The 25,575-nt window shown below is 73.5% G+C and carries 26 protein-coding genes and 6 pseudogenes; 14 read left to right on the top strand and 18 right to left on the bottom strand.

Annotated elements, in window-relative coordinates; all coding sequences use genetic code 11:
• The first annotated feature begins 84 nt into the window (after positions 1-84).
• A complete protein-coding gene (locus ACFV9J_RS12675) occupies positions 85-1,677 on the top strand; it encodes an MFS transporter (protein ID WP_385353332.1) in 1,593 nt (530 codons plus the stop codon).
• An 11-nt stretch (positions 1,678-1,688) separates the two neighbouring features.
• On the opposite strand, the gene ACFV9J_RS12680 is transcribed toward ACFV9J_RS12675, so the two are convergent.
• From ACFV9J_RS12680 to ACFV9J_RS12705, 6 genes are all read right to left on the bottom strand, one after another.
• Positions 1,689-3,590: an ABC transporter ATP-binding protein gene (locus tag ACFV9J_RS12680; protein ID WP_385353334.1), complete on the bottom strand. Its 1,902-nt coding sequence runs from the start codon at positions 3,588-3,590 to the stop codon at positions 1,689-1,691.
• Positions 3,591-3,816: 226 nt separating this feature from the next.
• Complete coding sequence (locus tag ACFV9J_RS12685; RefSeq protein WP_385353336.1) at positions 3,817-4,884, bottom strand: aldose 1-epimerase family protein; 1,068 nt, start codon at positions 4,882-4,884, stop codon at positions 3,817-3,819.
• The gene (locus tag ACFV9J_RS12690; RefSeq protein WP_385353338.1) at positions 4,881-5,249 is read right to left on the bottom strand and encodes an SDR family NAD(P)-dependent oxidoreductase; all 369 of its coding nucleotides are present in this window, start codon (positions 5,247-5,249) and stop codon (positions 4,881-4,883) included. Before ACFV9J_RS12690 ends, ACFV9J_RS12685 begins: the two co-directional genes overlap by 4 nt.
• On the bottom strand, positions 5,246-5,626 hold the full coding sequence (locus ACFV9J_RS12695) for an SDR family NAD(P)-dependent oxidoreductase (RefSeq protein ID WP_385353340.1): 381 nt from the start codon (positions 5,624-5,626) through the stop codon (positions 5,246-5,248). Before ACFV9J_RS12695 ends, ACFV9J_RS12690 begins: the two co-directional genes overlap by 4 nt.
• A gap of 10 nt (positions 5,627-5,636) precedes the next feature.
• Positions 5,637-6,443: an enoyl-CoA hydratase/isomerase family protein gene (locus ACFV9J_RS12700; RefSeq protein WP_385353342.1), complete on the bottom strand. Its 807-nt coding sequence runs from the start codon at positions 6,441-6,443 to the stop codon at positions 5,637-5,639.
• Entirely contained in the window at positions 6,440-7,552 is a 1,113-nt protein-coding gene (locus ACFV9J_RS12705) for a carbohydrate ABC transporter substrate-binding protein (RefSeq protein ID WP_385353344.1), read from the bottom strand. Before ACFV9J_RS12705 ends, ACFV9J_RS12700 begins: the two co-directional genes overlap by 4 nt.
• Between ACFV9J_RS12705 and ACFV9J_RS12710 the strand changes: the two are divergent.
• Together ACFV9J_RS12710 and ACFV9J_RS12715 are read left to right on the top strand one after the other, a co-directional pair.
• Positions 7,528-8,478 (top strand): annotated as a pseudogene (locus tag ACFV9J_RS12710) (fumarylacetoacetate hydrolase family protein); the annotation flags it as partial. The gene ACFV9J_RS12705 and the pseudogene ACFV9J_RS12710 overlap by 25 nt on opposite strands.
• Before the next feature lie 20 nt (positions 8,479-8,498).
• Positions 8,499-9,542: a LacI family DNA-binding transcriptional regulator gene (locus tag ACFV9J_RS12715; protein WP_385353346.1), complete on the top strand. Its 1,044-nt coding sequence runs from the start codon at positions 8,499-8,501 to the stop codon at positions 9,540-9,542.
• A gap of 62 nt (positions 9,543-9,604) precedes the next feature.
• Here ACFV9J_RS12715 and ACFV9J_RS12720 read toward each other — a convergent pair whose 3' ends face one another.
• Both ACFV9J_RS12720 and ACFV9J_RS12725 read right to left on the bottom strand, forming a co-directional pair.
• Positions 9,605-10,270 carry a ThuA domain-containing protein gene (locus ACFV9J_RS12720; RefSeq protein ID WP_385353349.1) on the bottom strand — a complete coding sequence of 222 codons (666 nt, stop codon included), beginning with the start codon at positions 10,268-10,270 and terminating at the stop codon, positions 9,605-9,607.
• A gap of 52 nt (positions 10,271-10,322) precedes the next feature.
• Complete coding sequence (locus tag ACFV9J_RS12725) at positions 10,323-11,465, bottom strand: mandelate racemase/muconate lactonizing enzyme family protein (RefSeq protein ID WP_385353351.1); 1,143 nt, start codon at positions 11,463-11,465, stop codon at positions 10,323-10,325.
• 126 nt (positions 11,466-11,591) lie between these two features.
• On the opposite strand from ACFV9J_RS12725, the gene ACFV9J_RS12730 reads away from it, so the two are divergent.
• On the top strand, positions 11,592-12,341 hold the full coding sequence (locus ACFV9J_RS12730; protein ID WP_385353353.1) for a FadR/GntR family transcriptional regulator: 750 nt from the start codon (positions 11,592-11,594) through the stop codon (positions 12,339-12,341).
• A gap of 73 nt (positions 12,342-12,414) precedes the next feature.
• Here ACFV9J_RS12730 and ACFV9J_RS12735 read toward each other — a convergent pair whose 3' ends face one another.
• Positions 12,415-12,687, bottom strand: a complete 273-nt coding sequence (locus ACFV9J_RS12735) for a hypothetical protein (protein WP_385353355.1) — start codon at positions 12,685-12,687, stop codon at positions 12,415-12,417.
• 118 nt (positions 12,688-12,805) lie between these two features.
• Here ACFV9J_RS12735 and ACFV9J_RS12740 point away from each other — a divergent pair, with 118 nt between their 5' ends.
• The 5 genes and pseudogenes from ACFV9J_RS12740 to ACFV9J_RS12760 all read left to right on the top strand — a co-directional run bounded on the left by ACFV9J_RS12740 (position 12,806) and on the right by ACFV9J_RS12760 (position 14,819).
• Positions 12,806-13,114 carry a hypothetical protein gene (locus tag ACFV9J_RS12740; protein WP_385353357.1) on the top strand — a complete coding sequence of 103 codons (309 nt, stop codon included), beginning with the start codon at positions 12,806-12,808 and terminating at the stop codon, positions 13,112-13,114.
• A gap of 39 nt (positions 13,115-13,153) precedes the next feature.
• Positions 13,154-13,669: pseudogene (locus tag ACFV9J_RS12745) on the top strand (glycoside hydrolase family 95 protein); the annotation flags it as partial.
• A gap of 73 nt (positions 13,670-13,742) precedes the next feature.
• Positions 13,743-13,832 (top strand): annotated as a pseudogene (locus ACFV9J_RS12750) (hypothetical protein); the annotation flags it as partial.
• A gap of 6 nt (positions 13,833-13,838) precedes the next feature.
• The gene (locus tag ACFV9J_RS12755; protein WP_385353359.1) at positions 13,839-14,135 is read left to right on the top strand and encodes a glycoside hydrolase family 95-like protein; all 297 of its coding nucleotides are present in this window, start codon (positions 13,839-13,841) and stop codon (positions 14,133-14,135) included.
• 105 nt (positions 14,136-14,240) lie between these two features.
• Positions 14,241-14,819 carry a hypothetical protein gene (locus tag ACFV9J_RS12760; RefSeq protein WP_385353361.1) on the top strand — a complete coding sequence of 193 codons (579 nt, stop codon included), beginning with the start codon at positions 14,241-14,243 and terminating at the stop codon, positions 14,817-14,819.
• An 11-nt stretch (positions 14,820-14,830) separates the two neighbouring features.
• Here ACFV9J_RS12760 and ACFV9J_RS12765 read toward each other — a convergent pair whose 3' ends face one another.
• Positions 14,831-15,397 (bottom strand): TetR/AcrR family transcriptional regulator, encoded by a 567-nt coding sequence (locus ACFV9J_RS12765; RefSeq protein WP_385353363.1) that lies wholly within the window; start codon positions 15,395-15,397, stop codon positions 14,831-14,833.
• A 115-nt stretch (positions 15,398-15,512) separates the two neighbouring features.
• Between ACFV9J_RS12765 and ACFV9J_RS12770 the strand changes: the two genes are divergently transcribed.
• Positions 15,513-16,631, top strand: coding sequence for a saccharopine dehydrogenase NADP-binding domain-containing protein (locus ACFV9J_RS12770; RefSeq protein WP_385353365.1), 1,119 nt, complete (start codon positions 15,513-15,515; stop codon positions 16,629-16,631).
• Between the two features lie 103 nt (positions 16,632-16,734).
• Here ACFV9J_RS12770 and ACFV9J_RS12775 read toward each other — a convergent pair whose 3' ends face one another.
• Positions 16,735-19,869: a discoidin domain-containing protein gene (locus tag ACFV9J_RS12775; RefSeq protein ID WP_385353367.1), complete on the bottom strand. Its 3,135-nt coding sequence runs from the start codon at positions 19,867-19,869 to the stop codon at positions 16,735-16,737.
• A 79-nt stretch (positions 19,870-19,948) separates the two neighbouring features.
• Positions 19,949-20,071, bottom strand: a complete 123-nt coding sequence (locus ACFV9J_RS12780) for an RICIN domain-containing protein (protein WP_385353369.1) — start codon at positions 20,069-20,071, stop codon at positions 19,949-19,951.
• 34 nt (positions 20,072-20,105) lie between these two features.
• On the opposite strand from ACFV9J_RS12780, the pseudogene ACFV9J_RS12785 reads away from it, so the two are divergent.
• A pseudogene (locus ACFV9J_RS12785) lies at positions 20,106-20,330 on the top strand (carotenoid oxygenase family protein); the annotation flags it as partial.
• Between the two features lie 141 nt (positions 20,331-20,471).
• On the opposite strand, the gene ACFV9J_RS12790 reads toward ACFV9J_RS12785, so the two are convergent.
• From ACFV9J_RS12790 to ACFV9J_RS12800, 3 genes are all read right to left on the bottom strand, one after another.
• Positions 20,472-21,530 carry a serine hydrolase domain-containing protein gene (locus ACFV9J_RS12790; RefSeq protein ID WP_385353371.1) on the bottom strand — a complete coding sequence of 353 codons (1,059 nt, stop codon included), beginning with the start codon at positions 21,528-21,530 and terminating at the stop codon, positions 20,472-20,474.
• Positions 21,531-21,628: 98 nt separating this feature from the next.
• Positions 21,629-22,597, bottom strand: coding sequence for a DUF3500 domain-containing protein (locus ACFV9J_RS12795; protein ID WP_385353373.1), 969 nt, complete (start codon positions 22,595-22,597; stop codon positions 21,629-21,631).
• A gap of 68 nt (positions 22,598-22,665) precedes the next feature.
• Positions 22,666-23,037 carry a hypothetical protein gene (locus tag ACFV9J_RS12800; RefSeq protein ID WP_385353375.1) on the bottom strand — a complete coding sequence of 124 codons (372 nt, stop codon included), beginning with the start codon at positions 23,035-23,037 and terminating at the stop codon, positions 22,666-22,668.
• A gap of 140 nt (positions 23,038-23,177) precedes the next feature.
• Between ACFV9J_RS12800 and ACFV9J_RS12805 the strand changes: the two are divergent.
• Positions 23,178-23,348: pseudogene (locus tag ACFV9J_RS12805) on the top strand (hypothetical protein); the annotation flags it as partial.
• A gap of 23 nt (positions 23,349-23,371) precedes the next feature.
• Here the strand turns inward: ACFV9J_RS12805 and ACFV9J_RS12810 are convergent.
• Positions 23,372-23,509, bottom strand: a complete 138-nt coding sequence (locus tag ACFV9J_RS12810; protein WP_385353377.1) for a hypothetical protein — start codon at positions 23,507-23,509, stop codon at positions 23,372-23,374.
• Between ACFV9J_RS12810 and ACFV9J_RS12815 the strand changes: the two are divergent.
• Both ACFV9J_RS12815 and ACFV9J_RS12820 read left to right on the top strand, forming a co-directional pair.
• Positions 23,508-24,104: pseudogene (locus ACFV9J_RS12815) on the top strand (esterase-like activity of phytase family protein); the annotation flags it as partial. The gene ACFV9J_RS12810 and the pseudogene ACFV9J_RS12815 sit on opposite strands and share 2 nt — an antisense overlap.
• 122 nt (positions 24,105-24,226) lie before the next feature.
• Positions 24,227-24,475, top strand: a complete 249-nt coding sequence (locus ACFV9J_RS12820) for a hypothetical protein (protein ID WP_385353379.1) — start codon at positions 24,227-24,229, stop codon at positions 24,473-24,475.
• Between the two features lie 11 nt (positions 24,476-24,486).
• Here the strand turns inward: ACFV9J_RS12820 and ACFV9J_RS12825 are convergent, their stop codons facing one another.
• Both ACFV9J_RS12825 and ACFV9J_RS12830 read right to left on the bottom strand, forming a co-directional pair.
• Complete coding sequence (locus ACFV9J_RS12825) at positions 24,487-25,224, bottom strand: VOC family protein (RefSeq protein WP_385353381.1); 738 nt, start codon at positions 25,222-25,224, stop codon at positions 24,487-24,489.
• 40 nt (positions 25,225-25,264) lie between these two features.
• Positions 25,265-25,423, bottom strand: a complete 159-nt coding sequence (locus ACFV9J_RS12830; protein ID WP_385353383.1) for a DUF6355 family natural product biosynthesis protein — start codon at positions 25,421-25,423, stop codon at positions 25,265-25,267.
• Positions 25,424-25,575: the final 152 nt, after the last annotated feature.

Consider the following 25,575-nt stretch of genomic DNA (forward strand, 5'->3'; position numbering starts at 1 on the left):
TTAGCTTCGGACGCAGTCGAACCGCCACTGCCCCGACACCCTCCACGCCCCGTCGGGCGGCGGCATGCCCTGCGAAAGGAACCCATGAGCACCAGCCCACCCGTACGGGCCCCCGAAACCGGCGGCGGGAACACCCCCGACGCGCGTCAGCTGCGCACGATCCTGATCGCCGTCTCCGTCGCACTGATGGCCGTCGTCGCCTCGGTGTCCGGTCTGAACGTCGCGCAGACCCACATGGCCGTCGAGTTCGGCGCCTCCCAGAACACGGTCCTGTGGATCATCAACATCTACACGCTCGCCCTGGCCGCGCTGCTGCTCCCGCTCGGCGCCGTCGGCGACCGCCTGGGCCGCAAGCCCGTGCTCGTCGCCGGTCTGGGTGTCTTCGGTGCGGCGAGCGTCCTGGCCGGACTGGCCCCCTCGGCCGAGGTCATGCTCGCCGCCCGGGTGGTCGGCGGTGCCGGAGCCGCGATGATCATGCCCGTCACCCTTGCCGTCATCACCTCCACCTTCCCCGAGGAGCAGCGCGGCAAGGCGATCGGGGTGTGGACCGGTGTCGCCGGAGGCGGCGGCATCCTGGGCATGTTCCTCTCCGCCCTCCTCGTCGACGTCGCCGACTGGCGTCTGCTGTTCGTCCTCCCGGTGGTCCTGGTCCTGGTGGCCCTGGCCATGGCGCTGAAGTCGGTCCCCAACTCGCGCGAGACCCCGGCCCACCGGTTCGACACGGCCGGAGCCCTGATCTCCACCGTCGCCGTGACCGGCCTCGTCCTCGTCCTCCAGGAAGGCCCCGAACGCGGCTGGACCGCCCCGGTGACGCTGACCGGCCTCGTCGTCGGCATCATCGCCGCAGTCGGCTTCGTCGCCTGGGAACTGCGCCGCCGCGACGCCGCGCTGCTGGACGTGCGCCTGTTCCGGGAGCGCGGCCTGGCGGGCGGCTCGATCACGCTCCTGGTGGTCTTCGGCGTCCAGGCGGGCATCGCCGTGGTCCTCTTCCCGTACTTCCAGGCCGTCCTCGGCTGGTCCGGCCTGCTCTCCACGGTGGCGCTGATGCCCATGGCCGTCATGATGATGGCGACCTCCGGCCTGGCCCCCGGGCTCGCCGCACGGGTCGGCTCCCGTACGACCATGGCCGCGGGCATCGCCCTGGCCGGTGTCGGCCTCGCGCTCATGGCCCTGTTCGTCTCGGTGGACGACGGATACCTGACCATCCTGCCCGGCATGCTGGCCATGGGCATCGGCATGGGCCTGTCGATGACCCCGTCCACCGAGGCCATCACCGGCTCACTGCCGCGCGGCAAGCAGGGCGTCGCGTCCGCACTCAACGACGTCACCCGCGAGTTCGGCACCGCACTCGGTGTCGCCCTGCTCGGGGCCTTGCTGGCAGCCGGCTACCGCGGTGCCGTCGACGGACGGCTGGACGGCATCCCCCAGGGCCCCGCGGACGAGGCCCGCGAGGGTGTGGCCAACGCGGTCGAGGCCGCGGCCGGCGCCGGACCGCACGGCCCGGACCTGCTGCACGCCGCCCAGCAGTCCTTCGTCGACGGCTGGCAGCAGGCCATGTGGGCGGGCGTCGCCGTCATGGGCGTCCTGTTCGCCCACATCGCGTTGCGGGGGCCCGCAAGGGCGGCCCCCGCGGTCGCGGACGAACCGGAGGCCACCGAGGCGCTCAACGCCCCGTGACCACGGGCGGGTCAGCGGTCCTGGGAGAGCGCCAGGAGTTCGGCGAAGGTGCCGCCGGCGTGGACGAGGTCGTCGTAGCGGCCCTGCTCGGTGATCCGGCCGTGCTCCATGACGACGATGTGATCCGCGATCCTCGTGTTCTCCAGGCGGTGGGTGACCACGATGGTGATGCGCTCGGCGGCGATCCCCTTGATCTGCTCGAAGATCTGGTGCTCACCGCGCGGGTCCATCTGGGACGTCGGCTCGTCCAGGATCAGCAGCCCCGGGCGGCGGTACAGGGCCCTGGAACACGCCACGCGCTGCCATTGGCCGCCCGACAGCTCGGTGCCGCCGAAGACGTCACGGGACAGCAGGGTGTCCAGGCCCGCCGGGAGGCCGTCCACCGCTTCGCGCAGACCAGCCGCTTCCAGGGCCTCCCACACCGGGGCGTCGTCGTGGGTGCGGGGCTGGCCGAGGGTGACGTTCTCGCGGACCGGCATCGGCCACTGGGCGAAGATCTGCGGCACCAGACCGATGTGCGCCCACACGGTCGCGGGGTCCAGGTCGGCTAGGTCGGTGCCGTTCCAGATGACCCGGCCCTTGTCCGGGAGGTAGATGCCGGTCAGCAGCCGGGTCAGGGTGGACTTTCCCGAGCCGTTCGCCCCGACGATCGCGAGGATCTGGCCGCGCTCCAGGGTGAGGGAGACTCCGTCGACGGCCGGCCGGTCCTTGCCCGGGTACTGGTAGACGACCTCCTCCAGCCGGATCCGCTCGGTCGGCGCACGGTGCCTGCCGGGCCCGCGCTTCGGGACGCGGGCCGCGGCGTCGTCGAGGAAGGCCTGCATGTCGCTCAGGTAGAGGCTGGTGTGGAAGACCGCGGCGCCGTTGACCACCACCTGGGAGAGCGCGGCCAGCGTGGTCTGTACGGCGATGACGGCCGTGGCCGCGACCGCGAGTCCGATCCGGCCCGAGACCGCAAGCCAGGCGAGCACCCCCCAGGTCACGACGAGGAAGACGCCGCCGGCCGACGCGGACAGCACCGCGATCCGCAGCGTACGCGGCGCGGCGGCCAGGGTGCGCCGGTCGCACCGGTCGGACAGGGTCCGGTACCAGTGGACGAGGTAGTCGGTCATGGAGTTGGCGCGGACCTCGTCGCCGTACTTCGACGTCGTCGCCCACCAGCGCATCATGCCGCGCACGTTGCGGTCGGCGATGTTGGCGTAGTGGACCTCGTAGTCGACCCGGGCGGTGAGGACCGCGCCCGCACCGGCCGGCAGCACGGCGAGCAGGAGCAGCGGCAGCATCAGCGGATTGAGCGCCGACAGCACGCCGCCGGCCGTGACCATCCGGATCAGCGCGGACAGGAACCGCTGGGCGTCGGCGACCATCACCTGGGTGCGGATCACCCCCATCTCGGCGGCCTCGTGCCGGTCCGAGAAGCCCTCCTGCGCGTAGGCGGACGCCTCCACCCGGACGACGGCCTCGACCAGAGCACTGTCCGTCTCGGTCGTCAGCCGGGGCGTGATCCGCCGCTCGGCGTAGGTGGCCACCGCCGTCGCACCCCGGCCCAGCGCGGCGGCGAGCGCCACCACCAACAGGGCCGGCACCGCTCCGTGCAGCCGGTCACCCGCGGAGCCGTCGCCGAGCACCGGCTTCATGGCGCGGGCGGTGGCGGTCAGCAGCACGGCGGCCGAGACACCGGTGACCACCTGGCAGCCCAACAGCATCTGCACGGCCCGCCGGTCGGTCCGCCACGCCAGCCCTGCGATCCGGCCCAGCACGGCCGGGATCTGCGCGCACATCCGCCCGAAGGACACCTCGGCGAGTGGATTGACGGAATACCGCCCGCTGTAAGCGATCTCCGCAGGCGGCGGTGGAGGCGGCGTCGGTGGCTGCGTGGGGGTCTGTGGTCCGTTCTCGGCGGTCGAGGTCAATGGGTCCCCCTTGACGGTCGTTCGAGCGTGGTCGTGAAGCTCAACGACCGGACCGAGGTATCGAACACATGTGTTTCGGTCGGGGCCGGAACCCCGGGATACCGCGCGTGTCGATGCGTGGAGGATGCACGGACCCGGTCGCGCCAACAGGGTTACGGCGCACGGAGGTTGGCCGAATCGCCGACACCGGGGCCACGAGGCGATCCGCGCGCCGCGGTCCCGGTGGTCAGTCCAGGTGGCCCACCCGGAACGCGGTGGTGTACTCCCGCTCCTCACCGGGGGCCAGGAACGTCATGGATCCGTCCGCCCGGGCCGCGGCCTCGCCCTGCACATGGTGCGTGGACGGTTCGAAGCCGACCGCGTAGGCGCCCTCGCGCAGGTGCAGCCACTGGAAGAAGGACGGGAACTGGGCCGTGTCGAACTCCAACTCGAAGTAGACGCCCAGGCGTTCGTTGACCAGGCGCGGCCGGGCCAGGCCCGCCGCGTCCGGCTCCAGTTCGTGTTCGTAGACCTGCTCCACGAAGTCCGGCAGCGGGGCGGGCATCGCGGTGTGGGACACGCCCTGCTCGGCGACGCTGTCGCTGCGCCACAGGGTGCGGTGCGGCGGCAGCTCGTAGCGGGCGCCCTCGTCCAGGAAGGGCCAGCCGACGTTGACGTGATACAGGTACATGTGCGGCGTCGGGTCGAAGCCGGCGTTGCGCACCCGGTCGGTCAGGCGGATCTCGCTGCCGCCGAGATCGGCCTCGATGCGGCGGGTGAGCCGCAGGTGCTCCCCGAAGACCGCGGCCTGGCGCACCTCGCCCTCCGCCCAGAGCACGCAGCGGCCGTCGTCCTGCCACCGCTCGCCGTAGCCGGTCAGCCGGGCTGGCAGGTTGGCGACCCGCCCGTGGAGGGCGTGCACCGCCGTGCCCCGCGGCGGATAGCGGTACTGGGAGGCGTCCACCTCGGCGCCGAAAAGGGTGTGGTCCAGGCCCGCGGTGAGCAGCAGCCCCGAGAAGCTGCGCATCATGGACAGGCCGTCGTCGTCGCGGTACTCGTGCAGTCCCGGGTGCCTGAAGCCCGTCGCCGAGCGCCAGCCGAAGCCCCGGCCCTCGAACTCGGCCCCGCCGAGGTCCATCGCCCGGTCCACCAGCACGTCGAACGACAGCCCGGCGCCGGTCCGGAACTCCAGCGTGCGGATGCCGCGTTCGGAGCCGTCGTCCAGGACGACGGAGCGCACCCCGCCCGCCGCGCCCAGGTCGCCCGCGTGCCGGGCGAGGGACTGCCGGTCGTGGGAACGTCCGTACAGCTTCACGCCATCACCCACCCTCCGTTGACCTCGACGCACTGGCCGGTGACGAACGAGGCGTCGGGGCCGGTGAGGAAGGACACCACCGAGGCCAGTTCCCCGGGCCGTCCGCGGCGCTTCAGCGCCTGGTGGTCGAGCGCGTGCCGCCGATAGGTCTCGGGGTCCTCGTGGATCTCCTCCGCCGCGGTCGGAAAGGCCCCGGGGGATACGCAGTTGACGCGGATCTCGGCGGGACCCAGCTCCCGGGCGAGGGCGCGGGTCAGGGCGACGGCGGCGCCCTTGGTGCAGACGTAGGCGGCCAGTGAGTTCCAGCCGCCGTGGAGGGTGATCGACGCGACGTTGACGATCGCCCCGCCGCCCGTGTCCGTCATGTGCCGCGCGGCAGCCTGGGCGGCGCCCAGTAGGCACGCTGGTTGACCGCCACCACCTCCTCGTAGTCGGCGAGCGGCACGTCGAGGAAGGCCCGGCTCGGGTACACGGCCGCGTTGTTGACCAGCACGCGCAGCGGCCCCAGTGCGGTCACGGTCCGCTCGACGGCCGCCGCCACGGCCGGGGCGTCGCGCAGGTCGGTGCCGAGGGCGAGCACGCGGGCGCCGGCCTTCTCGACCAGCGCGGCGGTGTGCTCCAGGGACTCGGCGTCGTGGTCGAGTACGGCGACGTCGTGTCCGTCGGCGGCCAGCCGGACGGCGGTGGCCCGGCCGAGGGCTCCGCCGGCACCGGTCACGAGTGCGGCTCGGGGTTGCTTCATGACGTTCCTCTCAGCGCTTGTGGAAGACGGGGGTGCGCTTCTCGGCGAACGCGCGCCTGCCCTCCGCCGCGTCCTCGGTGGCGAAGCAGACGGTCTGCAGGTCGCGCTCGTAGGCGAGCGCCTGGTCCTCGGGCAGGTTTCCGGCGGCCCGCAGGTTGATCTTCGCCGTCTCGGCCGCCACCGGGGCGCGGGAGGCGATCACGGCGGCGAGGGCGCGGGGCCGGTCGAGCAGTCCGGCGCGGGGCACGACCTCGCTCACCAGATGCCAGGCCAACGCCCGCTCGGCGTCGATGCGTTCGCCGGTGAGCAGCATCAGTGCCGCGTTGCCCGGGCCGGCCGCGCGGCTGAGGAAGGCGGTCATGCCGCCGCCCCCGATCCAGCCGAGCGTGATCTCCGGTGCGCCGAAGGACGCGGTGTCCGCGGCGAGCCGGATGTCGCAGGACAGGGCGGTCTCCAGCCCTCCGCCCAGGGCGTATCCGCCGACCGCGGCGACGGTCGGGGTGCGGGCGGCGCGGATGGCGTCGCAGTGGTCGACGCGGTTGCGGAAGTCCCACGGGGTGGCGTACCGGTCGAGTGCGCCGATGTCCGAGCCGACGCTGAAGGAGCGTTCGCCCGCCCCGGTGACGACGAGCGCCCGGACCTCGTCGGTCGTGTCGCACCACTCGATCGCCCGCACCAGGGCCCGGGACATGTCGGGGGTGACGGCGTTGAGCTTGGCGGGCCGGTTCAGGGTGAGGGTGGCGACCCGGTCGGTGACGTCCAGCAGGACGTGGTCGGTGCCGAGGCCGGGCGGCGGGAGGGGGCCGGTGTCGCTCATGTCTGGCGTTCCTTCGGTGTCCGGCTCGTCCGGTACAGGGCGCGCATCCGGTCGAGTGCTTCACGGTGGTCGCTCTCGCCCGCGAGCGCGGCGCGTACGGCGGCCGACGCGGCGGTCTGGAAGCCGATGTATCCGGCGTGCCGGGGACGTACCCAGGCCTGCTCGCAGGTGGCGGTGGTGTGACGGTAGAAGTCGGCGGCGACGGTCCCGGGGGAGGTCCAGGCGGTGCGCGCGCTGGGCTGTCCGCTGTGCCGGGGCAGGAAGTCGCCCTGCGCCTCGGGGGACATCAGCCGGCGCACGTGGGCGAGGAGTTCCGGGGACGGCACGCAGCGGGCGCTGAGCGCGATGCCCGTGCCGCCGAGCGTGGAGCCCGGACGCCCGCCCGCGGTCACGGCGGGTGCGTCGGTGAAGGTCAGCCGGTCGGCGTAGGTGACGTAGCCGTACACCAGCGGGCAGTGTGCCAGCCGGTCCGTGCCGGCCATGAGTTCCAGCAGCGCGATCGGGTTGAGTGCGCGGGTCCCGGGCGGGGCGAGGGCGTCGAGGCCGGCCATCAGGTCGAGGACCGCGAGTCCCGTGTCGTCGCCGATCAGCTGGTCCGGGTCAGCGGCCGGTTCCTCGCCCAGGGCGACCGCTACGGAGGCGAAGGTGAGGAAGGCGTGCGGTCCGGCGAGGGACAGGGCCACGGGGGCCCGGCGGGCCAGGCGGCGTACCTCGTCCCAGGTGCGGGGCGGCTCGCCGGCGATGTCGGTCCGGGTGGCCGCGACCTGGGTGGCGGCGTCCAGCGGCAGCGCCCACTGACGGCCGTCCATGGCGTACGACCGCATGGTGGGGCCGATGGAGTCGGCGCTCCAGCGGGCCAGTTCCGCCGGGGTGAACAGGTCGTCGAGCGGCCGCAGGCACCCGGTGGCCAGCGCCTCGCCGAGGTGCGGGTGGTCGAGGACGACGAGGTCGTAGAGGGCGCACAGCTCGTCAATGGGGTGAGACTCGAAGCCCTCCAGCGGCTGTACGTCCCAGTGGACGAGGCCGCCCGCGCACGCGGCGAGTGCGTCGTACCCTCGGGGGTGGTCCCAGGTGAGACCGCGGGCTCGACGAGGTACTGGCCAACACACCCGTCGACACCCGGGACCCGCGACGGCCGTGGCTGCTCGCGCCGGTCGACCTGCAGGCCGTCAAGGCCGCCGGGGTCACCTTCGTCGTCTCGATGCTGGAGCGGGTGATCGAGGAACGCGTCCGCGGGGACGCCGCGGGCGCCGCCGAGGCCCGGGAGCAGATCCGCCGGCTCGTCGGCGACGACCCGGCCGCCCTGCGGCCCGGCTCGCACGAGGCCGCCGCGCTCAAGGAGCTTCTGGTCGCGCAGGGGACGTGGAGCCAGTACCTGGAAGTCGGCATCGGCCCCGACGCCGAGATCTTCACCAAGGCGCCCGTGCTGGCCGCCGTGGGCAGCGGTGCCGACGCCGGAGTCCACGCCGCCTCGCGCTGGAACAACCCGGAGCCCGAGGTGGTGCTGGCCGTCTCCTCCACCGGGGCCGTGGTCGGCGCGACACTCGGCAACGACGTCAACCTCCGCGACGTCGAAGGCCGTTCCGCGCTGCTGCTGCCCCAGGCCAAGGACAACAACGCCTCGGCCGCCCTCGGCCCGTTCCTGCGCCTGTTCGAGCCGGGCTTCCGCATGGACGACGTACGGCGGGCCACGGTGACCCTGACCGTCGAGGGCGCCGACGGCTACCGGCTGGACGCCGAGTCCTCGATGGCCGCCATCAGCCGCGACCCCCTGGACCTCGTGGCGCAGTTGCTGGGCCCGCACCACCAGTACCCCGACGGCGCGGTGCTCTACCTCGGCACCATGTTCGCGCCGGTCGAGGACCGCGACGCGCCCGGGCAGGGGTTCACGCATCACGACGGCGACCTCGTCGCCGTCGCCACGCCGAAGCTCGGCACGCTCGCCAACCGGATCCGGCCCAGCGACGTGTGCGTGCCGTGGACGTTCGGCATCGCGGACCTGATGCGGGCGCTGGTGGCGCGAGGAGCACTGTGACGCCCGATATCGTTTCCGGCGTGACTCAGCCGCCGCCCCGCCGTCCCCGTAAACGCTCCGCGACCCGTTCGGTGACCCTGTCGGACGTCGCGGCCGCCTCCGGGGTCTCGGCGCAGACGGTCTCCCGGGTCGTCCGCGACCCCCTGTCGGTGTCCGACGAGACGCGCGCGAAGGTCCAGGCGGCCCTCACGGCCACCGGCTACGTGCCCAACCTGGCCGCCAGCAACCTGGCCTCGAACCGCAGCCGCACAGTCGCCGCCCTGGTGCCGCAGATCAACGCCTCGGTCTTCGCCGACACGGTGCACGCCTTCTCCACGGCTCTGGCGGCCCACGGCTACCAGATCTTCGTCGGGACCACCGACTACCGGCCCGAGCACGAGGAGGAGGTGCTGCGCAGCTTCCTGGGCCGGCGGCCGGACGGACTGCTCATGGTCGGGACCCGCCACACCCCGGGCACGCTGACGCTGCTCAAGGCGGCCGGGGTGCCGGTCGTGGAGACCTGGGGCTGGTCCGGGGACCCGGTGGACCTGCTGGTCGGCTTCTCCAACGCGGCGGCGGCAGCGGCGATGGTGGGCCACCTCGTGGAGCGCGGCCGGCGGCGGATCACCTTCGCCGGGCGGCACACCTCGGGCGACCCCCGGGCCGCGGAGCGCCTCGACGGCTACACCGGCGCCGTCCGGGACCTGCTGGGCGGCGAGGCGCGCACCGTGGACGCCGGTCCCGAACCGGTCACCATGGACACCGGTGTCGCCCTGCTGGACCTGGCGCTGGCGAGGTACCCGGACTCCGACGCCGTGATGTTCTCCAGCGACGTCTTCGCCGCCGGTGCCCTCCAGGCCTGCGTACGACGCGGCATCGACGTGCCGGGCAGGCTCGCCGTGGCCGGCTTCGGCGACTTCGAACTGGCCCGGCACCTGGTTCCGGCGCTGACCACGGTGGCCGTACCCAGCGCGCGGATCGGGGAGTTGGGCGCCGAGCTGCTGCTGGCGCGGATGCGCGGCGCCGCGGTCGACGTCCCGCACCGGGACGTGGGGTACCGGGTCGTCGCGCGCGAGAGCACCTGACCCGGGCGGGGTGCCGGGCCGTCGCGGGCGGGAGCACCCGGCGGCCGGGACGCCCCCGGGCCTCACGCGCGCGCCGCCCACACGAGTCCGCGGCCGACGATCGCCGCCGTCTGCGGCACCCGGAGGTCCGCGACGCGGTGCCCGAGGGTGCAGACGAAGACCCGCCCCGCGCCCCACCGGCGGGTCCACACCACGGGGAACTCGACGGGTTCGTCCCACGGGTCGGCCGGGCCCGGGGTGAGCACGGACGTGGCCAGGACGGTGTTGAGGGAGTCCGTGAGCACCCAGTAGTGCTCGGTCTCCACGTCGTAGTCCGCGACCCCCTCGACGATCTCGCCGTCCCGGTCGGGGGAGGCGGAGATCCGCACGGTGAACTCCTGGAAGCCGTCCGGGTGCCACAGGAAGCGGCCTCCGACCATACGCAGGTAGCGGGGGTTGGCGACGTTCGTGGCGACCACGCCCCCGTGCCAGCCGGCGAAGCCGGTGCCCGCCTCCACCGCGTCGACCAGGTTCGCCTCCTGGGCCGCCGTCAGCCCGCCCGCCGACCAGGAGTGCACGACGAGGTCGGTGGCGGCGAGCAGCCCCGGGTCCTCGTACACCGCCAGGTCCTCGGCGACGTCGACCTCGAACCCCGCGCGCTCCAGTGCGGGCATGACCGACTCGGTGCAGCCGACCGGGTCGTGGCCCTCCCACCCGCCGCGGACCACCAGGGCCTTTCGCATGCTCATGTGCCGCTCCCTCCACCCGCCCTCGACCCGCTCGACGTGCCCCGATGCTGTCTCACCGCGCCTGCGGCGCGAGTCTGAGGCCGGCGTCGGCCGGACGGACATGCGGTCCGGACGGCAGGGACCACCCGCCCGACGCGGCCCGTGCGACGATCCGCTCCTCGTCGACCTCGATGCCCAGGCCCGGGGCGTCGCCGAGGACGATCCCGCCGTCGGCGATCTCCTGGTCCACCCGCAGCCCGACCGGGAAGGCCAGATCCTGCACCTCGGTCACCAGGTGGTTGGGCACGGCGGCCGCCGCGTGCGCGACCGGGTTGGCGTTGTACCCGACGGGACTCACCGGCAGGCCGTGCCCGAAGGCGAGCGTCGAGACACGCAGGAAGTGGGTGATGCCCCACACGGCGCCGGTCTGCACGACCCCCACCGCGTCCGCGGCCAGCAGCGGGCGGAAGTGCTCGAGACCCGTCAGGTTCTCCCCGGTCGCGACGGCGGCACGGATGCCGGTCGCGACCGCGCGGTGTCCCGCGACGTCCCAGCGCCGGACCGGTTCCTCGATCCAGGTGAGTTCGACCCGCTCCTCGACCTGCCGGGCCAGGCGCACCGCCTGGCGCCGTCCCCAGGACTCGTTGACGTCGTACATGAGCGCGGGGCGCTCGCTGTTGGCCCGGAACACGTCGCGGACCGCCGCCAGGCGCCGTACGTCCCGGTCCACGTCGAGGCCGCCCTTGACCTTGGCGCCCGTGAAGCCGCGCCGCGCCCACCGCTCGTGGAAGGCGACGAGTTCGTCGTCGCTCAGCGCGTAGTCCAGGCCGGAGGCGTAGCCAGGAACGAACTGGTCGGCGGCGCCCAGCGTTCGCCACAGCGGCTCCTGGGCGATCTTCGCCTTGAGGTCCCACAGCGCCATGTCGAGGGCGCCGATCGTGCCGAACACGTGCCCGCCGTGCCCGGACTTGAAGACGTGGGCGAGCATCCTGTCGTAGAGCGAGGTGACCGCCCGGGGGTCCTGGCCCTCCAGTGCCGGGAAGACCCGCGCCACGTCGGCGTGGCCGCCGAGGCCCACGCCGGTCAGGCCCTCGTCCGTCTCCAGCAGCAGCACCGGCACCTCGGTGACGCCGGTGGTGACGACGCCGTTCACGTCGCCCACCGGTCGTCCCCACTCGTGGACCGTGGCAAGGGACCGGTATCCGGTGATGCGCATCGCGTCTCCCACGGCCGAGTCGTAACTTGTAATACGAGTGATGACCTTAGCATGTTCGGCTAACCTGGGGTCATTGGACAGCGGGGGCCGGGCGAACCTGCACGAACATTGGGAGTCTCTGACCAGATGATCAAGCCATCCGCGGACACCACCGCCGTGTCCCGCCCTCAACGACGCCGGCCGCCGCTCGCCGCGGCCGTCGTCCAGAGCCTCGCGACGGCCATCGTGCTCGGGGAGTACCCGCCGGGCACCGCGCTGCCGTCGGCGGGTGAGCTCTGCGAGGAGTACGAGGTGAGCCGGACCGTGATCCGGGAGGCGACGACGACGCTCGCCGAGAAGGGGCTGGTGGCGACCCGTCAGGGCTGGGGGACCGTCGTCCTGGGCCAGGACCAGTGGAGCCTGCTCGACCCGCTGGTCCTCGACGCGCTGTTCCAGCGCAAGGACCGCCTGGTCTATCTGGACAACCTGATCGAGATCAGGACCACCCTGGAGTGCGCGATGGCCGCCCGCGCCGCCGGGCGCATCGACGAGGAACAGTCGGCGGCGCTGTCGGCCAAGCTCGACGAACTCGCGGGCCTGATCGACGATCCCGAGGCCTACTCGCACGCGGACATCGAGTTCCACGAGATCATCCACCACGCCTCCCGGGACGCGTTCGGACGGGCCATCGTCTCCAGCATCCAGGGCAAGGCCGTGCGCTCCCCGCAGTACAGCGGGGACCCGACGCGCGAGGACATCGAGCTGACCCACGAGGCGCACGCCCGGGTCGCCGCCGCGGTGCTCGACGGGGACGGCGACGCGGCCGCGGAGGCGATGCGCGAGCACATCACGTCCTCGTGGGCCCGCCGCCGCCCGGCCGACGCGCCGGACGCGTAGGACGGTCAGAACGAGGCGGCCGAGGGACCCGTCGCCGGACCGGTCCCTCGGCCGCCTCGCCCTGTTCAGCCGGTCACGGCCGGCCGATCCCCTCCGCGGTGACGTTCCGGTTCCACTCCGCGACCCACGCGGCCCCGTACGCCTCGGCCACCGCACCGGAGCCGGAGAACTTCAGCGTGTCGAGGTCCAGACCCGTCTCCGTCACCGAAGCGGCCGCCACCGAACGGGTGTTGACCTTGTCGCTCCAGCGCGACAGGTTGTACTCCGCCGCGGGCTGCGTGAACGTCGCGGTCGTCTCCACGAACCCGGAGCCGCCGCCGACGACCACCGCACGGTCGATCTCCACACCGGACGAGTAGTGCTCGTGCCAAGCCGCCGCAGACAGCGCAGAACCTAACGAAGCACTACTAGGAGCTGTCCGGGCGATCATGTGACCGCTCCGCGCCTGGGTCGTTGTTGCGGGCATGGGGCGGGGCGAGGAAGCCGTACGCACACCTGCGCGACCGGCATGTCGCCGACCACCGGCGCCTGTTCGGCTGGGTGGCCCTCGACCTGGGTCCCTCGGAACGCGCCGAGCTGCCACCGACGAACGCATCCCGCTGTTCGCCGACGGCAAGGACCCCCAACTGGCCGCGCTCTACTTTCAGTACGGTCGCTACCTGCTCGCCTCCTGCTCCCGGTCGCCCGGACAGCCGGCCAACCTCCAGGGACTGAACGACAGCCTGAACCCGGCCTGGAGTCCAAGTACACCGTCAACATCAACTTCGAAATGAACTACTGGCCCGCCGGGCAACCTCGCCTGGCTGTGCGTGATGCTGTGGGACCACTACCGGTTCACCGGCGACACGGGCGCGCTGAGCCGCAACTACCCGGTGATGAAGGAGGCGGTGGAGTTCTTCCTCGACACCCTCCAGGTGGACGCGGAGACCGGCTGGCTCGTCACCAACCCCTCCCAGTCGCCCGAGGTCACCCACCACCAGGACGAGGGCGAGAGCGTCAGCGTCTGCGCCGGCCTCACCATCGACATGCAGCTGCTGCGGGACCTCTTCGACGCCTACCGCCAGGCCGCAGAAGTGCTGGACCGCGACAGTCGCCTCGTCGGACGGGTCACCGAGGTCCGCGACCGGCTCGCGCCCACCCGCGTCGGCCACCTGGGCCAGATCCAGGAGTGGCTGGTGGACTGGGAGGAGGCGGCCCTGGTCAGGAGCCGCCACGTGTCCCACCTTTACGGCGTGTTCCCGAGCGCCCAGATCACCCCGCGGGGCACCCCGGGACTCGCCGCGGCCGCCAAGAAGAGCCTGGAGCTGCGCGGCACCGGGGGACAGGGCTGGTCCCTCGCCTGGAAGATCAACATGTGGGCCCGGCTGCTGGAACCGGCGCGGGCCTACCCACCTGGCGGACCTGCTCACCCCGGCGTGCACCGCGCCGAACCTCTTCGACCTCCACCCGCCCTTCCAGATCGACGGCAACTTCGGCGGCGTCTCCGGCATCACCGAGATGCTCCTGCAGAGCCACGTGGGCGAGATCGAACTGCTGCCCGCCCTGCCCGGGGCATGGCCCACCGGATCCTTCCGGGGCCTGCGGGCGCGGGGCGGGTTCGAGGTCGACCTGGAGTGGACCGGGGACGGCATCACACGCGCGGAGGTGCGCTCGCTGCTCGGCAACCCCGCCCGGATCCGCACCCCGCACCCGATGCGCGTCGAGGGCGCCGACGCCGACCGTCCCGAGCGGGGTGTGGTGTCCTTCGGCACCCGCCGCGGCGGCCGGTACCGCCTGGCACCGGTCACCCGGTAACGGCGCCCACGCCCCGTCGTCACCCCACCCCGCCACCGCGGCCGCCGCACCGGAACGGGACGGACGCGGTGCCGTGGCCGGAGGCGGACCGTGTTGGATGGGCGCATGAGCCAGACAGCTGCTGCCCTGCGCCTGCGGCGGGCGATCGCCCGGACCCGGGACGCGACGCGAGAACGGCCGCCCGTGGGGCGCCGCCCGGAGGAGGCCGACGACGTGCTGGGCACCTTCGCCACGGACGGGGCGCTCGGCTTCGACCCCTTCCCCTTCCTCCGGGCACTCCACGACGCCGGCTCCCACGCGGTGGTCATCGGCCAGGTCGCCGGCATCATGCACGGCTCCACCGAGCTGACCGGCGACCTGGACCTGTTGTGGGACGGCACCCCCGCCGAGGCTCGCGCCCTGCGTGCCGCCCTCGCGGCGTGCGGCTGCGCCCAACCGCCTGACCTGGACCGCGAACAGGCGGCATACGAGGTCACCGGGGCCGCCGGGGACCTGTGCACCCCGGTGCTGTCCTGGGGGGACATGGATGTGTCGCCCTGCCTGGCCCGGGCCGGGACCACCCACGACCCGTCGGGGTTCACCGTCCGCTACGCCGCACTCGACGATCTGATCCGCATGCGCCGTGCCCTCGGGCGGCCGAAGGACCACCGCCGCGCGGACGAACTCACCCGCCTGCTCCCCTGATCCGGAGCTGCTCACGTCCCGGCGAGGGCGGCCCGCAGCCGGTCGGTCACCGTGTCCAGGCAGCTGTCGAAACCGATACGTCCCCCCGCGTCGATCCAGCGTCGGAAGGCGATGCCGAAGGCCACCGTGGCGAGCTGTGCGACGAGTTCGGCGGCGTCGGTCTCCACCTGCCGCTGGACGAGGGCGTCGCGGACCGCCCGGGTGATCGCGGCCGCCTTGGTCCGTTCGCGCTCCTGCAACTCGCGGCTGGCGTCGATGACCGTCCGCCGCTCCGCCGAGTCGTGCACCTGCGCCACCAGCTCGGTGCCTACACGGGACATCGCCTCGAGGACGGCGGTGAGCGGAGCCGCGTCGGGCTCCGCCGCCAGGACGGCCCGCGCCAGCGCCGGGGGCAGGAGTTCCGAGCCGCCGAAGAGGACCTCCCGCTTGTCCGGGAAGTAACGGAAGTACGAGCGCCGGGTGAGTCCGGCCCGCTCGGCGATGTCGGTCACGGTCACGTCGTCGTAGCCGCGCTCCAGGTACAGCTCCAGAGCCGCCCGCTTCAGGCGCTGCTCCGCGCCCGGGTCCCACCTTGCCATGGGCCGACTCTAACAGGTGATGTCTCGCTGTGTCGTCAGTGCTAGCCTGAAGTCATGGCACGGTGTGTCATCACTGGGACGTGCGTCCCGGTGCCGCGCAGACAGGGACAGGGCCATGACCGAGACCAGCGGGACCAGCGGAACGACCGGCGAGAACAGGACGGACGACGAGGTGTGGATCGTCGGGGCCACCGGCCGTGTGGGACGGGGAGTGGCCGGCCGACTGGCCGCGCGGGGCCTGACGGTCGTGCCGGTCGGGCGCAGCCGCGAGCGGATGGCCGCGGCAGGTGCCGAAGCCGGCCTCCCCGCCGGCGCGAAGGTCGTCGTCGCCGACTCGGCGGAGCGGATCGCGAAGGAGGTGGTGCGGCAGCGCCCCCGGGTCGTGGTGAACACGATGGGCGCCTACGCCACCACGGCGCCGGTGATCGCCCGTGCCTGCATGTCGGTCGGCGGCCACTACGTCGACCAGGCCAACGACGTCGTCGCCGTCGAGGGACTCCTCGCCCTGCACGAGGAAGCGACGCGGGCGGGCAGCACCCTGGTCACCGGCGCCGGATTCGGGGTGCTGGCGACGGAGGCGGTCGTGGTGAAGCTGTGCGAGGGGCGGCCCGTGCCGCACCGGGTGCGAGTCGACTCCGTGGCCTCGGTGGCCGTGGAGTCCGGCGCCCTCGGCGCCGCCCTGGCCTCGGGCATCGTGGACGCGCTCACCGCCGGCGGGCGGCGCTACGCCGACGGAGAGCTGGTGCGCTCGCGCCTCGGCGCCGACCCGCGGCGACTCACCTTCCCCGACGGGACGTCGGCCAGGTCGGCGGGTGTCGCCTCCGGTGAACTCGTCGCGGCGCGGGCGGCGGCCGGGGCACCGTTCGTCACCGCGACGTCCTCCCTCGCGCCGACCGCTCCGCTCCTGCGCGCCGTGCTCCCGCTGCTCGGCCGCCTGCTGTCGGTCCCGGCGCTGCGGCGCCTCGCCGTCGACCGGCTCGGCCGGGTCACCGTGAAGGCCGCGCCCCGTCCACGCGAGCACTCCTGGGGCCACGCCGTCGTGGAGTGGGCCGACGGCACCCGGCGCGAGGGCTGGCTCCGGGCCGGCGAGGGCATGGACTTCACGACCGACGTCACCGCCACCGTCACCGGACTGCTGGCCCGCGGCGCCGGCCGGCCGGGGGCCTGGACACCGGCGGCCGCCCTCGGAGCCGACCTGGCGACCAGCGCCGGCGGCACCTTCGTACTGGACTGACGTCCACCGGCCCCCGCCGCCGTCCCGGGTGGGACCGGGCAGCGGGCGGTTGCCGTGCCCTCGCGTCCGTACTGCCGGACGCCACGCGGCGCGGGTGGCGGCCTCAGCCCACGGAGAGCCGGACCAGCCCCTCGTGTGCGTGCGGCGCACCCTGCACGGACACCGCGACGTACCGGGCCGAGCCCGCCCGGGTGAGCCGGCGTACGCGTCCACGTCCGTCCAGGGTGCCGACCTGCTGGTAGCGCACCCCGTCGGTGCTGAACTCCACCCGGGTCGCCGGCGCCGCGCCGGTCCTCCACCGCGCCTCCACCCACCGCACCCCGGTGCGCGTCCCCAGGTCGACCACCATGCGGCCGTCGCGACCGGGGCGCCAGGCCGTGTCCGGGTCGCCGTCCACGGCGGCACCGGGGCCGGACATCCCCGGCGGCAGAGGATGGGTCGGGAAGGTGTTCCGGCCCAGGGCGTGGTCGTGGTGCGGGAAGGCCGCTGCCCCGCGCAGCGTCACCCGCGTCTCGCGTCCGCCCCGCACCGTCGCCTCGGTGCCGCTGCCCTGGGCCTCGATCCGCAGCCGGCAGTGGGCACCGGACAGGATCAGGGTCGCCCCGTCGGCCACCCGGACCCGCAGCCCGCAGGGCAGGGAGCGGCCGGACAGCGCGGTGAGGGTGAAGCGCGGCGCGAGCAGCGAGGCCGACGCCGCGTCCAGCCGCGCACCGTAGTCGATGCCCTCCCGGGTCACCGTCTGCTCACCCTCGTAGACCACCCGGCTTCCGCCCTGCTGCGGCACCGCGACCCGGGTCTCCACCTCCTGCGCCGACAGGTTGAACAGGCTCAGGTACCCGTCCACCCGCGCCGCGCGGACCCGGCCGTCCCCGGCGGTGGGCGCGGCGCGACGGGCCAGCGCGCTCAGCTCCCCGGCGGACACACCGCAGTGCCCCTCGATCACCAGCGGCTCCCGGGCCCCTTCGGCCGGGACGATCGTGTCGCCGTACACCGCCAGCGTGTGCTTGCCGTCGCCGCGGACGACGAGCCCGGCACGGCCGTCGACGTCGAGCCAGCCGCCGCCGCTGCGCAGCGCGGGAGCCGGGCCGGTCACCAGGTCGGTCCACTGCTCGCCGTCCGGCGAACCCTGCATCCGGTAGGAGCGGCCGGCGGCCGCCTCCCAGCGCAGCGTGACCCGGTCCAGTGCGCGCTCGGCGCCGAGATCGACGGCCCACCAGCTGTCCGCCCGCTTGCGGTCCTCGCGCGAGACCGCCCAGCGGCTTGCGCCGTTGCCGTCCACGGCCAGCTCCGGCCCCATGCCGGCCGACTGCGAGGAGGCCGTCGCCGTGCCGCCCCGCGCGAGGTCGGGCCCGTCGGCCCCGTCCCGCGCCTCGACCGCGTACAGCGAGTACCCGTACGCCGGGTCGGGCTGGACGCCCAGCATGCGCAGGTGCCGCACCGTCGTGCCGGGGAAGGTCAGTTCGTCGACGCGCCCCGCGGCCGAGGGCGTGGCGTCCTGCGCGCGGACCGTGGCCGAGCCCTCCGCGAACCGGTAGGTGCGGCTGCCGTCCAGGCCCGCCACCCCGGGCATGGTCAGGTTGTGCACCTCCAGCCGCGAAGCAGCCGCGCCCGGCCCCTCGCAGGCGTAGACGACGGCGCCCGTGGGCAGTGTCGCGTACCCGGCGAAGCCCTCGCCGAGACGCAGCACCGTGGCGCTGCCGTCGAAGCCGTCCCGCAGCGCCGTGTGCACGCGCACCGTCCTGCCGGTGACCGCCGCGGCGGTCGAGGGCAGGAACATCGGGGTGGCGCCGCCGAGCCGGAACAGCCAGTCGTCGTGCGCCGGCTGCCAGGCGAACTTCACGAACCCGGGCTTCGACACCGCACCCGCCCAGGCCGCGGGCGACTGGTGGGACACCAGACCGGGGCCGGTCCCGAAGTCGGTGACCCCCGACGCGTACGCGAACAACTCCTCGCGCGACAGGGGACGTACCTGCGGCCCGGCCTGCGGCCACACGTGCAGCAGATAGCTGATGGCCAGTTCCGCGCGCGCCTCCGGCTCGTACTTGGGCTCGCCCGAGAACTTCGCCAGCCGGTACTCGGGCGGGTACGCCTGGTACGCCTCCAGGCGTGCGGCCAGCTCCGTCTCCGCGCGGGCCGCCGCCCGGTCTCCCGCCACCCGCGACAGGAAGGCCAGCGGTATGACGTCCCTGCCGTACAGGTGCTCGCGGTCGTCCACCATCGGCATCAGCGGCTCGCCCGCGTCCGACATGACGCCCAGCAGGGTCCGCCACAGCGGCTGTGCGTTGGGCTGTCTCGTCAGGACCTCGGGCAGCGGCTGCCCCGCGGCGAGGAAGTGTGCCGCGTTGCGCCCGGAGGTGCGCCACATCTCCTCCTGGTAGTGCGGGCCGAAGGAGCCGTGGTTCTCGACGATGAAGGTGTCGTACGCGTTGTGCGCGGTGTTGTGCGAGACCGGCACCCCGTCCACCCGCGCGGGGTTGGCCAGGTCGGCGGGCGGCAGGCCGCCCTCGTTGCGCGACCAGGTGCCGTAGTCGGCCGCCCACTTGGAGCGGCGCCGGTCGCCCGGGGCCCAGGCCAGCGCCGGAGCGAGGGTCTGCGCGTAGAGCCCCATCTCCTCCAGCTTGGTGTCGCCGACGTACCCGCCCGCGAGCCCGTTCGGGGTCCAGGAGCCGGAGTACGGGTCGTCGCCCGTGCCCAGGGAGTGCGTGTACGCCGCCTGTTCGCGGGTGATGGTGTCGACCGCGGAGCGGGTGGCGGCGTCGAGCTCGTCCCACAGCAGGTGCGCGGCGAGGACGAAGTACGACTGGAACGTGGTGTCGAAGAACAGGGTGCGGCCCCACTGGGTGCCGCCGGTCAGCCGGTTGGAGGCCGCGTAGTGGCGCAGGGTCGCCAGGGTGCGGTGCCTGAGCGTCTCCCGGCCGACGCCGGCCGCGTCCTCGTCGAAGGTCCCGTGGGTCAGCAGCACGGCATGCCCGAGGACGACGGCGAACCCGAAGTTCCGGTCGCTGTAAGCACCCTTGGCCTCGTCCCACTGCGTCTCGGACCAGCGGGTGTGCCGCAGCAGCACGCGGAGGTACGTGGCGGCGACGTCGTCCGGCGGGTCGACGCTCCGGGCGGCTCCGGAAGCGGCCGCGGCGGCCGAAGGGGACCCCAGTGCCGGCTGGAGGGTGGCCGCGGCGCCGGTCGCGCCGAGGAGTTGCAGGAGGAGCCTGCGGCCTACAGGGAGGGAAACGGGGCCCATGATGGTCCTCTTCGCCAGGCGACAACGTTGTCAACGGGGGTCATCCTCGAACGACTCGCACACGCGTGTCAATGGCCGTTCAGTGCAGGATGCGCCAGCGGTGGTCGGCCGTACCGTCGTCCGCGTCCTGTACGACGAAGGCGCCGACGGCGGTGGAGCCGTCCCGGACGGCGAGCGGTTTCGCGCCGGTGCTGCCGCGCACCGGCGGCACCACGCGCTGGTTCGAGATCGACCCCGTGTACTACTCGCACACCCTCAACGCCTACGACCAGGGTGACACGGTCGTGCTGGAGTACATCGGCTTCCCCGCGCTGTTCTACGCCGCCGGGCGCGGCACGGGCGGCCCCTCCGCCACCGGGGCCCCGACGCTCGACCGGTGGACGATCGACCTGCGGGCCGACCGGGTCCGCGGCACTCGGCTGGACGACCGGCCGCAGGAGTTCCCGCGCATCAACGAGTCCCTGGTCTCACGACGGCACCGCTACGCCTACACCGCGAGCGCGGCCGAGATGTGGCGCGCGTACGAGGCCGTCGACGGGGCGTGCCCGGCCGGGTGCCGCTGGGCTTCCACGGCAGCTGGATCGCGGACGCCTGAGGCCGGGCTAGGTCCGGCCGGCGAACTCGGCCGCCGTCAGGTCCGCCAGTCGTTGCGCGGTGTCGAAGTGCGGGGTGAGGCGGGTCTTGGTCAGGGCGAAAGCGGTGGAGGTGGCGGTGTCGGCGTAGACGTAGCTGCCGCCTCCACCGACCCAGCCGAAGGTGGTGGGGGAGTCGTCGGGCCGCGTGCCGATGCGGCCCAGCGGATAGCCCAGGCCCAGCCGGGCGTGATGGCCGAAGACCTGGTCGGTGCCTTCGAAGGCCACCGCCGTCACCTGCGCGAGCTGGTGCGGACCGATGAGCCGGCCGTCGAGGACCGCGGCGTTCATGGCGGCGACTCCCCGCGCGGTGAAGGTGCCCACCGACGGGATGTCCGCCTGGAGGATGTCGCGGCTGTTGCCCAGGGCCGCGGCCGGTCGCATCTCCCAGGGCGCGAGGACGGCCTCGTCGTCGGGCGGGCCGACGGGGTGCGGTGCCGCGTCCTCGAGGCGGGCCGGCCGGGCCAGGTCCGTTGGGGGCACACCGAAGTACAGGTCGCCGTCCAGACCCAGCGGCCCGGTGATCCACTCGCGCAGGAGCTGTCGCATCGGCTTGCCCGTCGCCCGGCGCGCGACCTCGCCGACCAGGAAGCCGTAGGTGAACGAGTGGTATCCCGTCCTGGTCCCGGGGTGCCACCGCGGTGCGGCGTCGGCGAGCGCCGTGCACACCCGCGACCAGTCGGCCAGGTCGCCGGGGCCGACGTCACGGGGCATGGCCGGCACGCCGGCAGAGTGGGTGAGCACGTGCCGCAGAGTCGCGGTCTCCTTGCCGTGGGCGCCGAACCGCGGCCACAGCTCGGCCACCGGCGTGTCGTACCCGACCCGACCGCTCTTGACGAGCAGGTGGGCGAGGAGCGACGTCATGACCTTGCCGGCGGAGAAACCGAAGAACGGGGTGTCGGGAGTCACCCTGCGCCCGGTCCGGCTGTCGGCGACACCGGCGACGGCGTCGACGACGAGAGCACCGTGGTGGTACACGGCGACCTGCAAGCCCGTTTCGGCCCCCGTACCGACGAGCTCGTCGAGCACGCCCTGGACCCTCTGCTGCAGCGAGGGCCCCGGCACGGCATCCCGTTCACTTCCCAACGTGTCACATCCTGCGTCCGCGCCCGTACGGGTGACGGTCTCTAGAAGTGCTGCTCCGTGTAGTGCCCGCGGAGCAGGTCGGTTCCCCAGTCGTGGCGGACGTGCCGCCAGACGGAGTGGGCGTGGTTGCCGTCGTCCTGCGTGTTGTCGTACTCGATCAGGAAGTCCGGGGCGCGGACGCAGTAGTAGTGCCGGTCCCCAGGGGCGAGGCCGCCGGCCCAGGCGAAGGACAGGGAACCCAGCCCCCGGTGCACGGCGTCGGACCAGCACTCGCGCGCGTACGCCTCGGGCGCACGGTCGAGATAGCGGCGCACCAGACGCTCCAGAAGGCGCTGTTGCCCCGGCGTCAGGCGGTCGTACGGCAGGCCCTCCGGAAGGAGACCCGGATCGGCGAACGGGTCGGCCCGGGTCAGGATGTCGTTTGGCGGTGCGGCGGCGAAGAGCGCCGACGCCCGCGCGGTGCCGCGCAGGCTCGTGATCAGCTCTCTGGCCAGGTCCTCCTCCGGGCCCAGGGGCCGGAGGCCGGCCCGCGGGCCGTTTCCGGTGCGAGCCGGTTCCGCGCCGACGAAGTGCGGCGTCACCCGGATCCCGGCGCCCGTGACCAGCACGTGGACGGCCAGGTGGTGGCCGTTCAGCCGCCAGCCCCACGGTTCGTCGCCGTCCGGGTCGCCGAGCAGCCGCACCCAGTAGCGGTCCGGCCCCGAGTGCCCCATTCGGGCGCGGCGGTGCCGTTCCACCTCGATCGCCCCGCGCACCAGCTCCGCTCCCGCCGCGCTGTGCGCCGTGGCCAGGAGCGCGTTGACCACCTCGCGCTGCCGGCCGTCGAGCCCTTCGGTGGAAAGTCCGGGGCGCGGGCCCGGCAGATACGTCCACTCGCGCAGCTCGGGCGCGTCCAACCGGCCGGGCACGGCGCGCAGCTCACGTACCTGCTCCGGCTCCAGGACGGCGAGCAGGGCACGCGCCGCCTCCCGCATCCCGGAGGCGACGCTCTTCGAGGTAATCCCGCCCACGCTTCTCCTTCCGTCGACGGCCACCGTGCCGGCGACGGAGTCCATTGTGCGCGGCGGGCGGAGCGCTGTCAGTGCGGTGCCGGTGCCGGGTCCAGGGCGTTGGCCACACTGCAGCCGCCCTCTCCGGGCATCCGCTGGATGCGGGGCGGCACCCAGACCTCGGTCGCGCCGGGCACGACGCGGGCGAGCAGACAGTCCTGCGGGCCGAAGTGGTCGCCCTTCACCGACAGCAGGACGCCGACCCGGCCGCCGTCCGCCTCCACTTCGGTCCGGATCCGCGGATCGAGGTCGAGCGCGGCGAGCGTACGGCGAACCTCGCTCTCGTCCACCCGGCCGCCCGTCGGGACCCGGGGAAGCTTCGTCCGAAGCTCCTCGGTGGGCAGCTTGGGCAGCTCGGGCGGCGGGGCGAAGGTCGGCGCGGGGCCTTCCGGGCAGTCCACGTCGTGAGGCTCCTCCCGCCACCGTGAGCGGGTCCATCGAGGACCTCCCGCGCGAGCCCGACGCCGTCGGCTGGATCGACGACCGCTACCTGGCCACCGCCAACGAGGGCGACCGGCGCGGCGGTACCCGCGGCTGGTCCGTGTTCGACGGCCGCACCGGCAGGCCGGTCTGGGACGCCGGCAACAGCTTCGAACGGCTCGCCGTGCGCCACGGCCTGCACAACGAGGGCCGGTCGGGGAAGAAGGGCGCCGAGCCGGAAGGCATCGCGATCGCCCAGTACGACGGCGTGCCCTACGCCTTCGTCGGCTCGGAGCGCGACAACTTCGTCGCGGTCTACGACGTCAGCCGCCCCACCCGGCCGGTCTTTCGCCAGTTGCTGCCCGCCACCAACGGCCCCGAGGGCCTGCTGCCGATCCCGTCGCGCGGACTGCTCGCGGTCTCCAGCGAGGAGGACGACGCCGAGGCGGGCATGCGCGCGTCCGTGAGCCTGTTCCGGCTCGGTCGGGGCACCGGGCACGCCCCCTCGTTCCCGGGCGTCGTCTCGGCCGACGACGACCGCGGCGCCCCGATCGGCTGGGGAGCGCTCGGCGCGCTGTCCGCGGCACCGGGCCGGCCGCACCGGCTCTACACGGTCACCGACGCGGCGTACTCCACCACCCGCATCCTCACCGTCGACACGGCCCGCCGCCCCGCCGTCATCACCCGGGAACCGACCGCCAAGGACACCGGGGGGCGCCCCGCGGGTTATGACGCCGAGGGCAGCCACGCCCGGCCGCAGGGCGGCTTCTGGCTCGCCGTCGAGGGCGGGACGGGCGCGGGCAACAAGCTCGTCCGGCTCGACGCGCGGGGCGTGACCCGGCAGGTCGTCCCGTTGCCGGCCGACGTCGCCGCGGGCCTCGGCAATCAGGGCTTCGAGGGTGTCACCGCCACCACCGACCGGCGTGGGCACGAGGTCGTGTGGGCCGCGCTCCAGCGGGAGGCCGCCGGCGACCCGGCGGGTGTCGTGCGGCTGGGACGCTACGACGTGACGGCCGGCACCTGGAGCTGGTACGGCTACCGGCTCGAACCCACCGGCACCGCCGGTGACTGGATGGGGCTGTCCGAGATCACCGCGGTCGGCGACCGGCTCGCGGTGACGAGCGCGACAAGCTCAACGGCCCCGCCGCCAGGGTCAAACGGATCTACACCGTGGACCCGCCGAAGTCGGCGGCGCCCTCGGGAGCCCTGCGGGTCCTGCCGAAGAGGCTCGCGCACGACGTGCTGCCGGACCTGCGGGCCACCAACGGCTGGACGCAGGAGAAGCTCGAAGGGCCGACCGTGGGAGGTGACGGCCGCGTCTACGCCGTCACCGACAACGACGCTCTGGACGACGCCACCGGGGAGACCGTCTTCCTGGACCTCGGCACGGCCCGGCAGGTCTTCGGCCGCCGAGGCTGACGTACGAAGCGTCAGCCCCGGCCGAGGACGCAGAACTCGGTGCCCGCGGGGTCGGTCAGGACGACCCAGGAGACATCCCCCTGACCAACATCGGTCCGTGTCGCGCCGAGAGCTTCGAGCCGAGCGACCTCCCTGGCCTGGTCCTCGACCGGGTCGGACATCACGTCGAGGTGGATGCGGTTCCACCCGGCCTCGTCGTCGGGGGTGCGGCGGAACTCCAGGTACGGCCCCACGTCCTTGGCCGAGCGCAGCAGAGCACGGTCGTCGGTCAGCTCGTGGACGGTCCAGTCGATCGCCGCGCCCCAGAAGCGGGCCAGGTCCCGTGGGTCGGTGCAGGAGACGACCACGCGGGCTATCGGCCCGGTGTCCCGGTAGCGCTCGCTGGGCTCCAGGACGCCGAACCTGTTGCCCTCCGGGTCGGCCAGCACCGTCCGCGGTGCGTCGCTCCGGCCCACGTCGGCGTGCGTGGCGCCCAGTTTCCCGAGGCGGGTGACCAGCTCCGTCCGATGGGCCTCGGAGGTGGTGGCGAGCTCGAGGTGCACCCGGTACTTCACCGTCTCCGGGTCCGGGACGCGGACGAGATCGATGCAGACGGCGGACGGGTCCGGCCAGTCGAAGCCCACCGGTTCCAGGTTGGTGACGCCCGGCCCTTCGCTCGACATGCTCCAGCCGAGCGCCTGCGCCCAGAAGCGGCCGAGCGCCGAGTCGTCCCGGGCCTTGAAGTTCACCTGCACAAGTTCCAACGTCATCCCGGAACCCTAGCCTTGCCGAAGACCCGGGCTGCCAGGCTCAGCAGATGCGGCCGGTGTACCAGGCGCCGTCGATGTCGGAGCTGGAGCCGATCCAGGTCACGCCGGGCACCACACACCGCTCGCTGTTGGGCCCCCAGTCGTCGATCTCGATGACGATGTGCGAGCCGTCCGAGGTGCAGTGTCTCCAACGGTTCACGGTGCGCCGCGCACGGGTGCCCCCCCGGCGCCGCGGGACGGGGCGATCGGCGAGCGAGGCGAGACGTATCGTCTTGCCAATGTGTGCGTTGTGGCGTACCGTCCTTCGCATGGGTTCCCTGTGAGATCACCGGCGCCGACGGCGTAGAGCAC

Origin of the sequence: Streptomyces sp. NPDC059906 (assembly GCF_042730645.1) — a bacterium.
Classification (GTDB): Bacteria; Actinomycetota; Actinomycetes; order Streptomycetales; family Streptomycetaceae; genus Streptomyces; species Streptomyces rubrogriseus.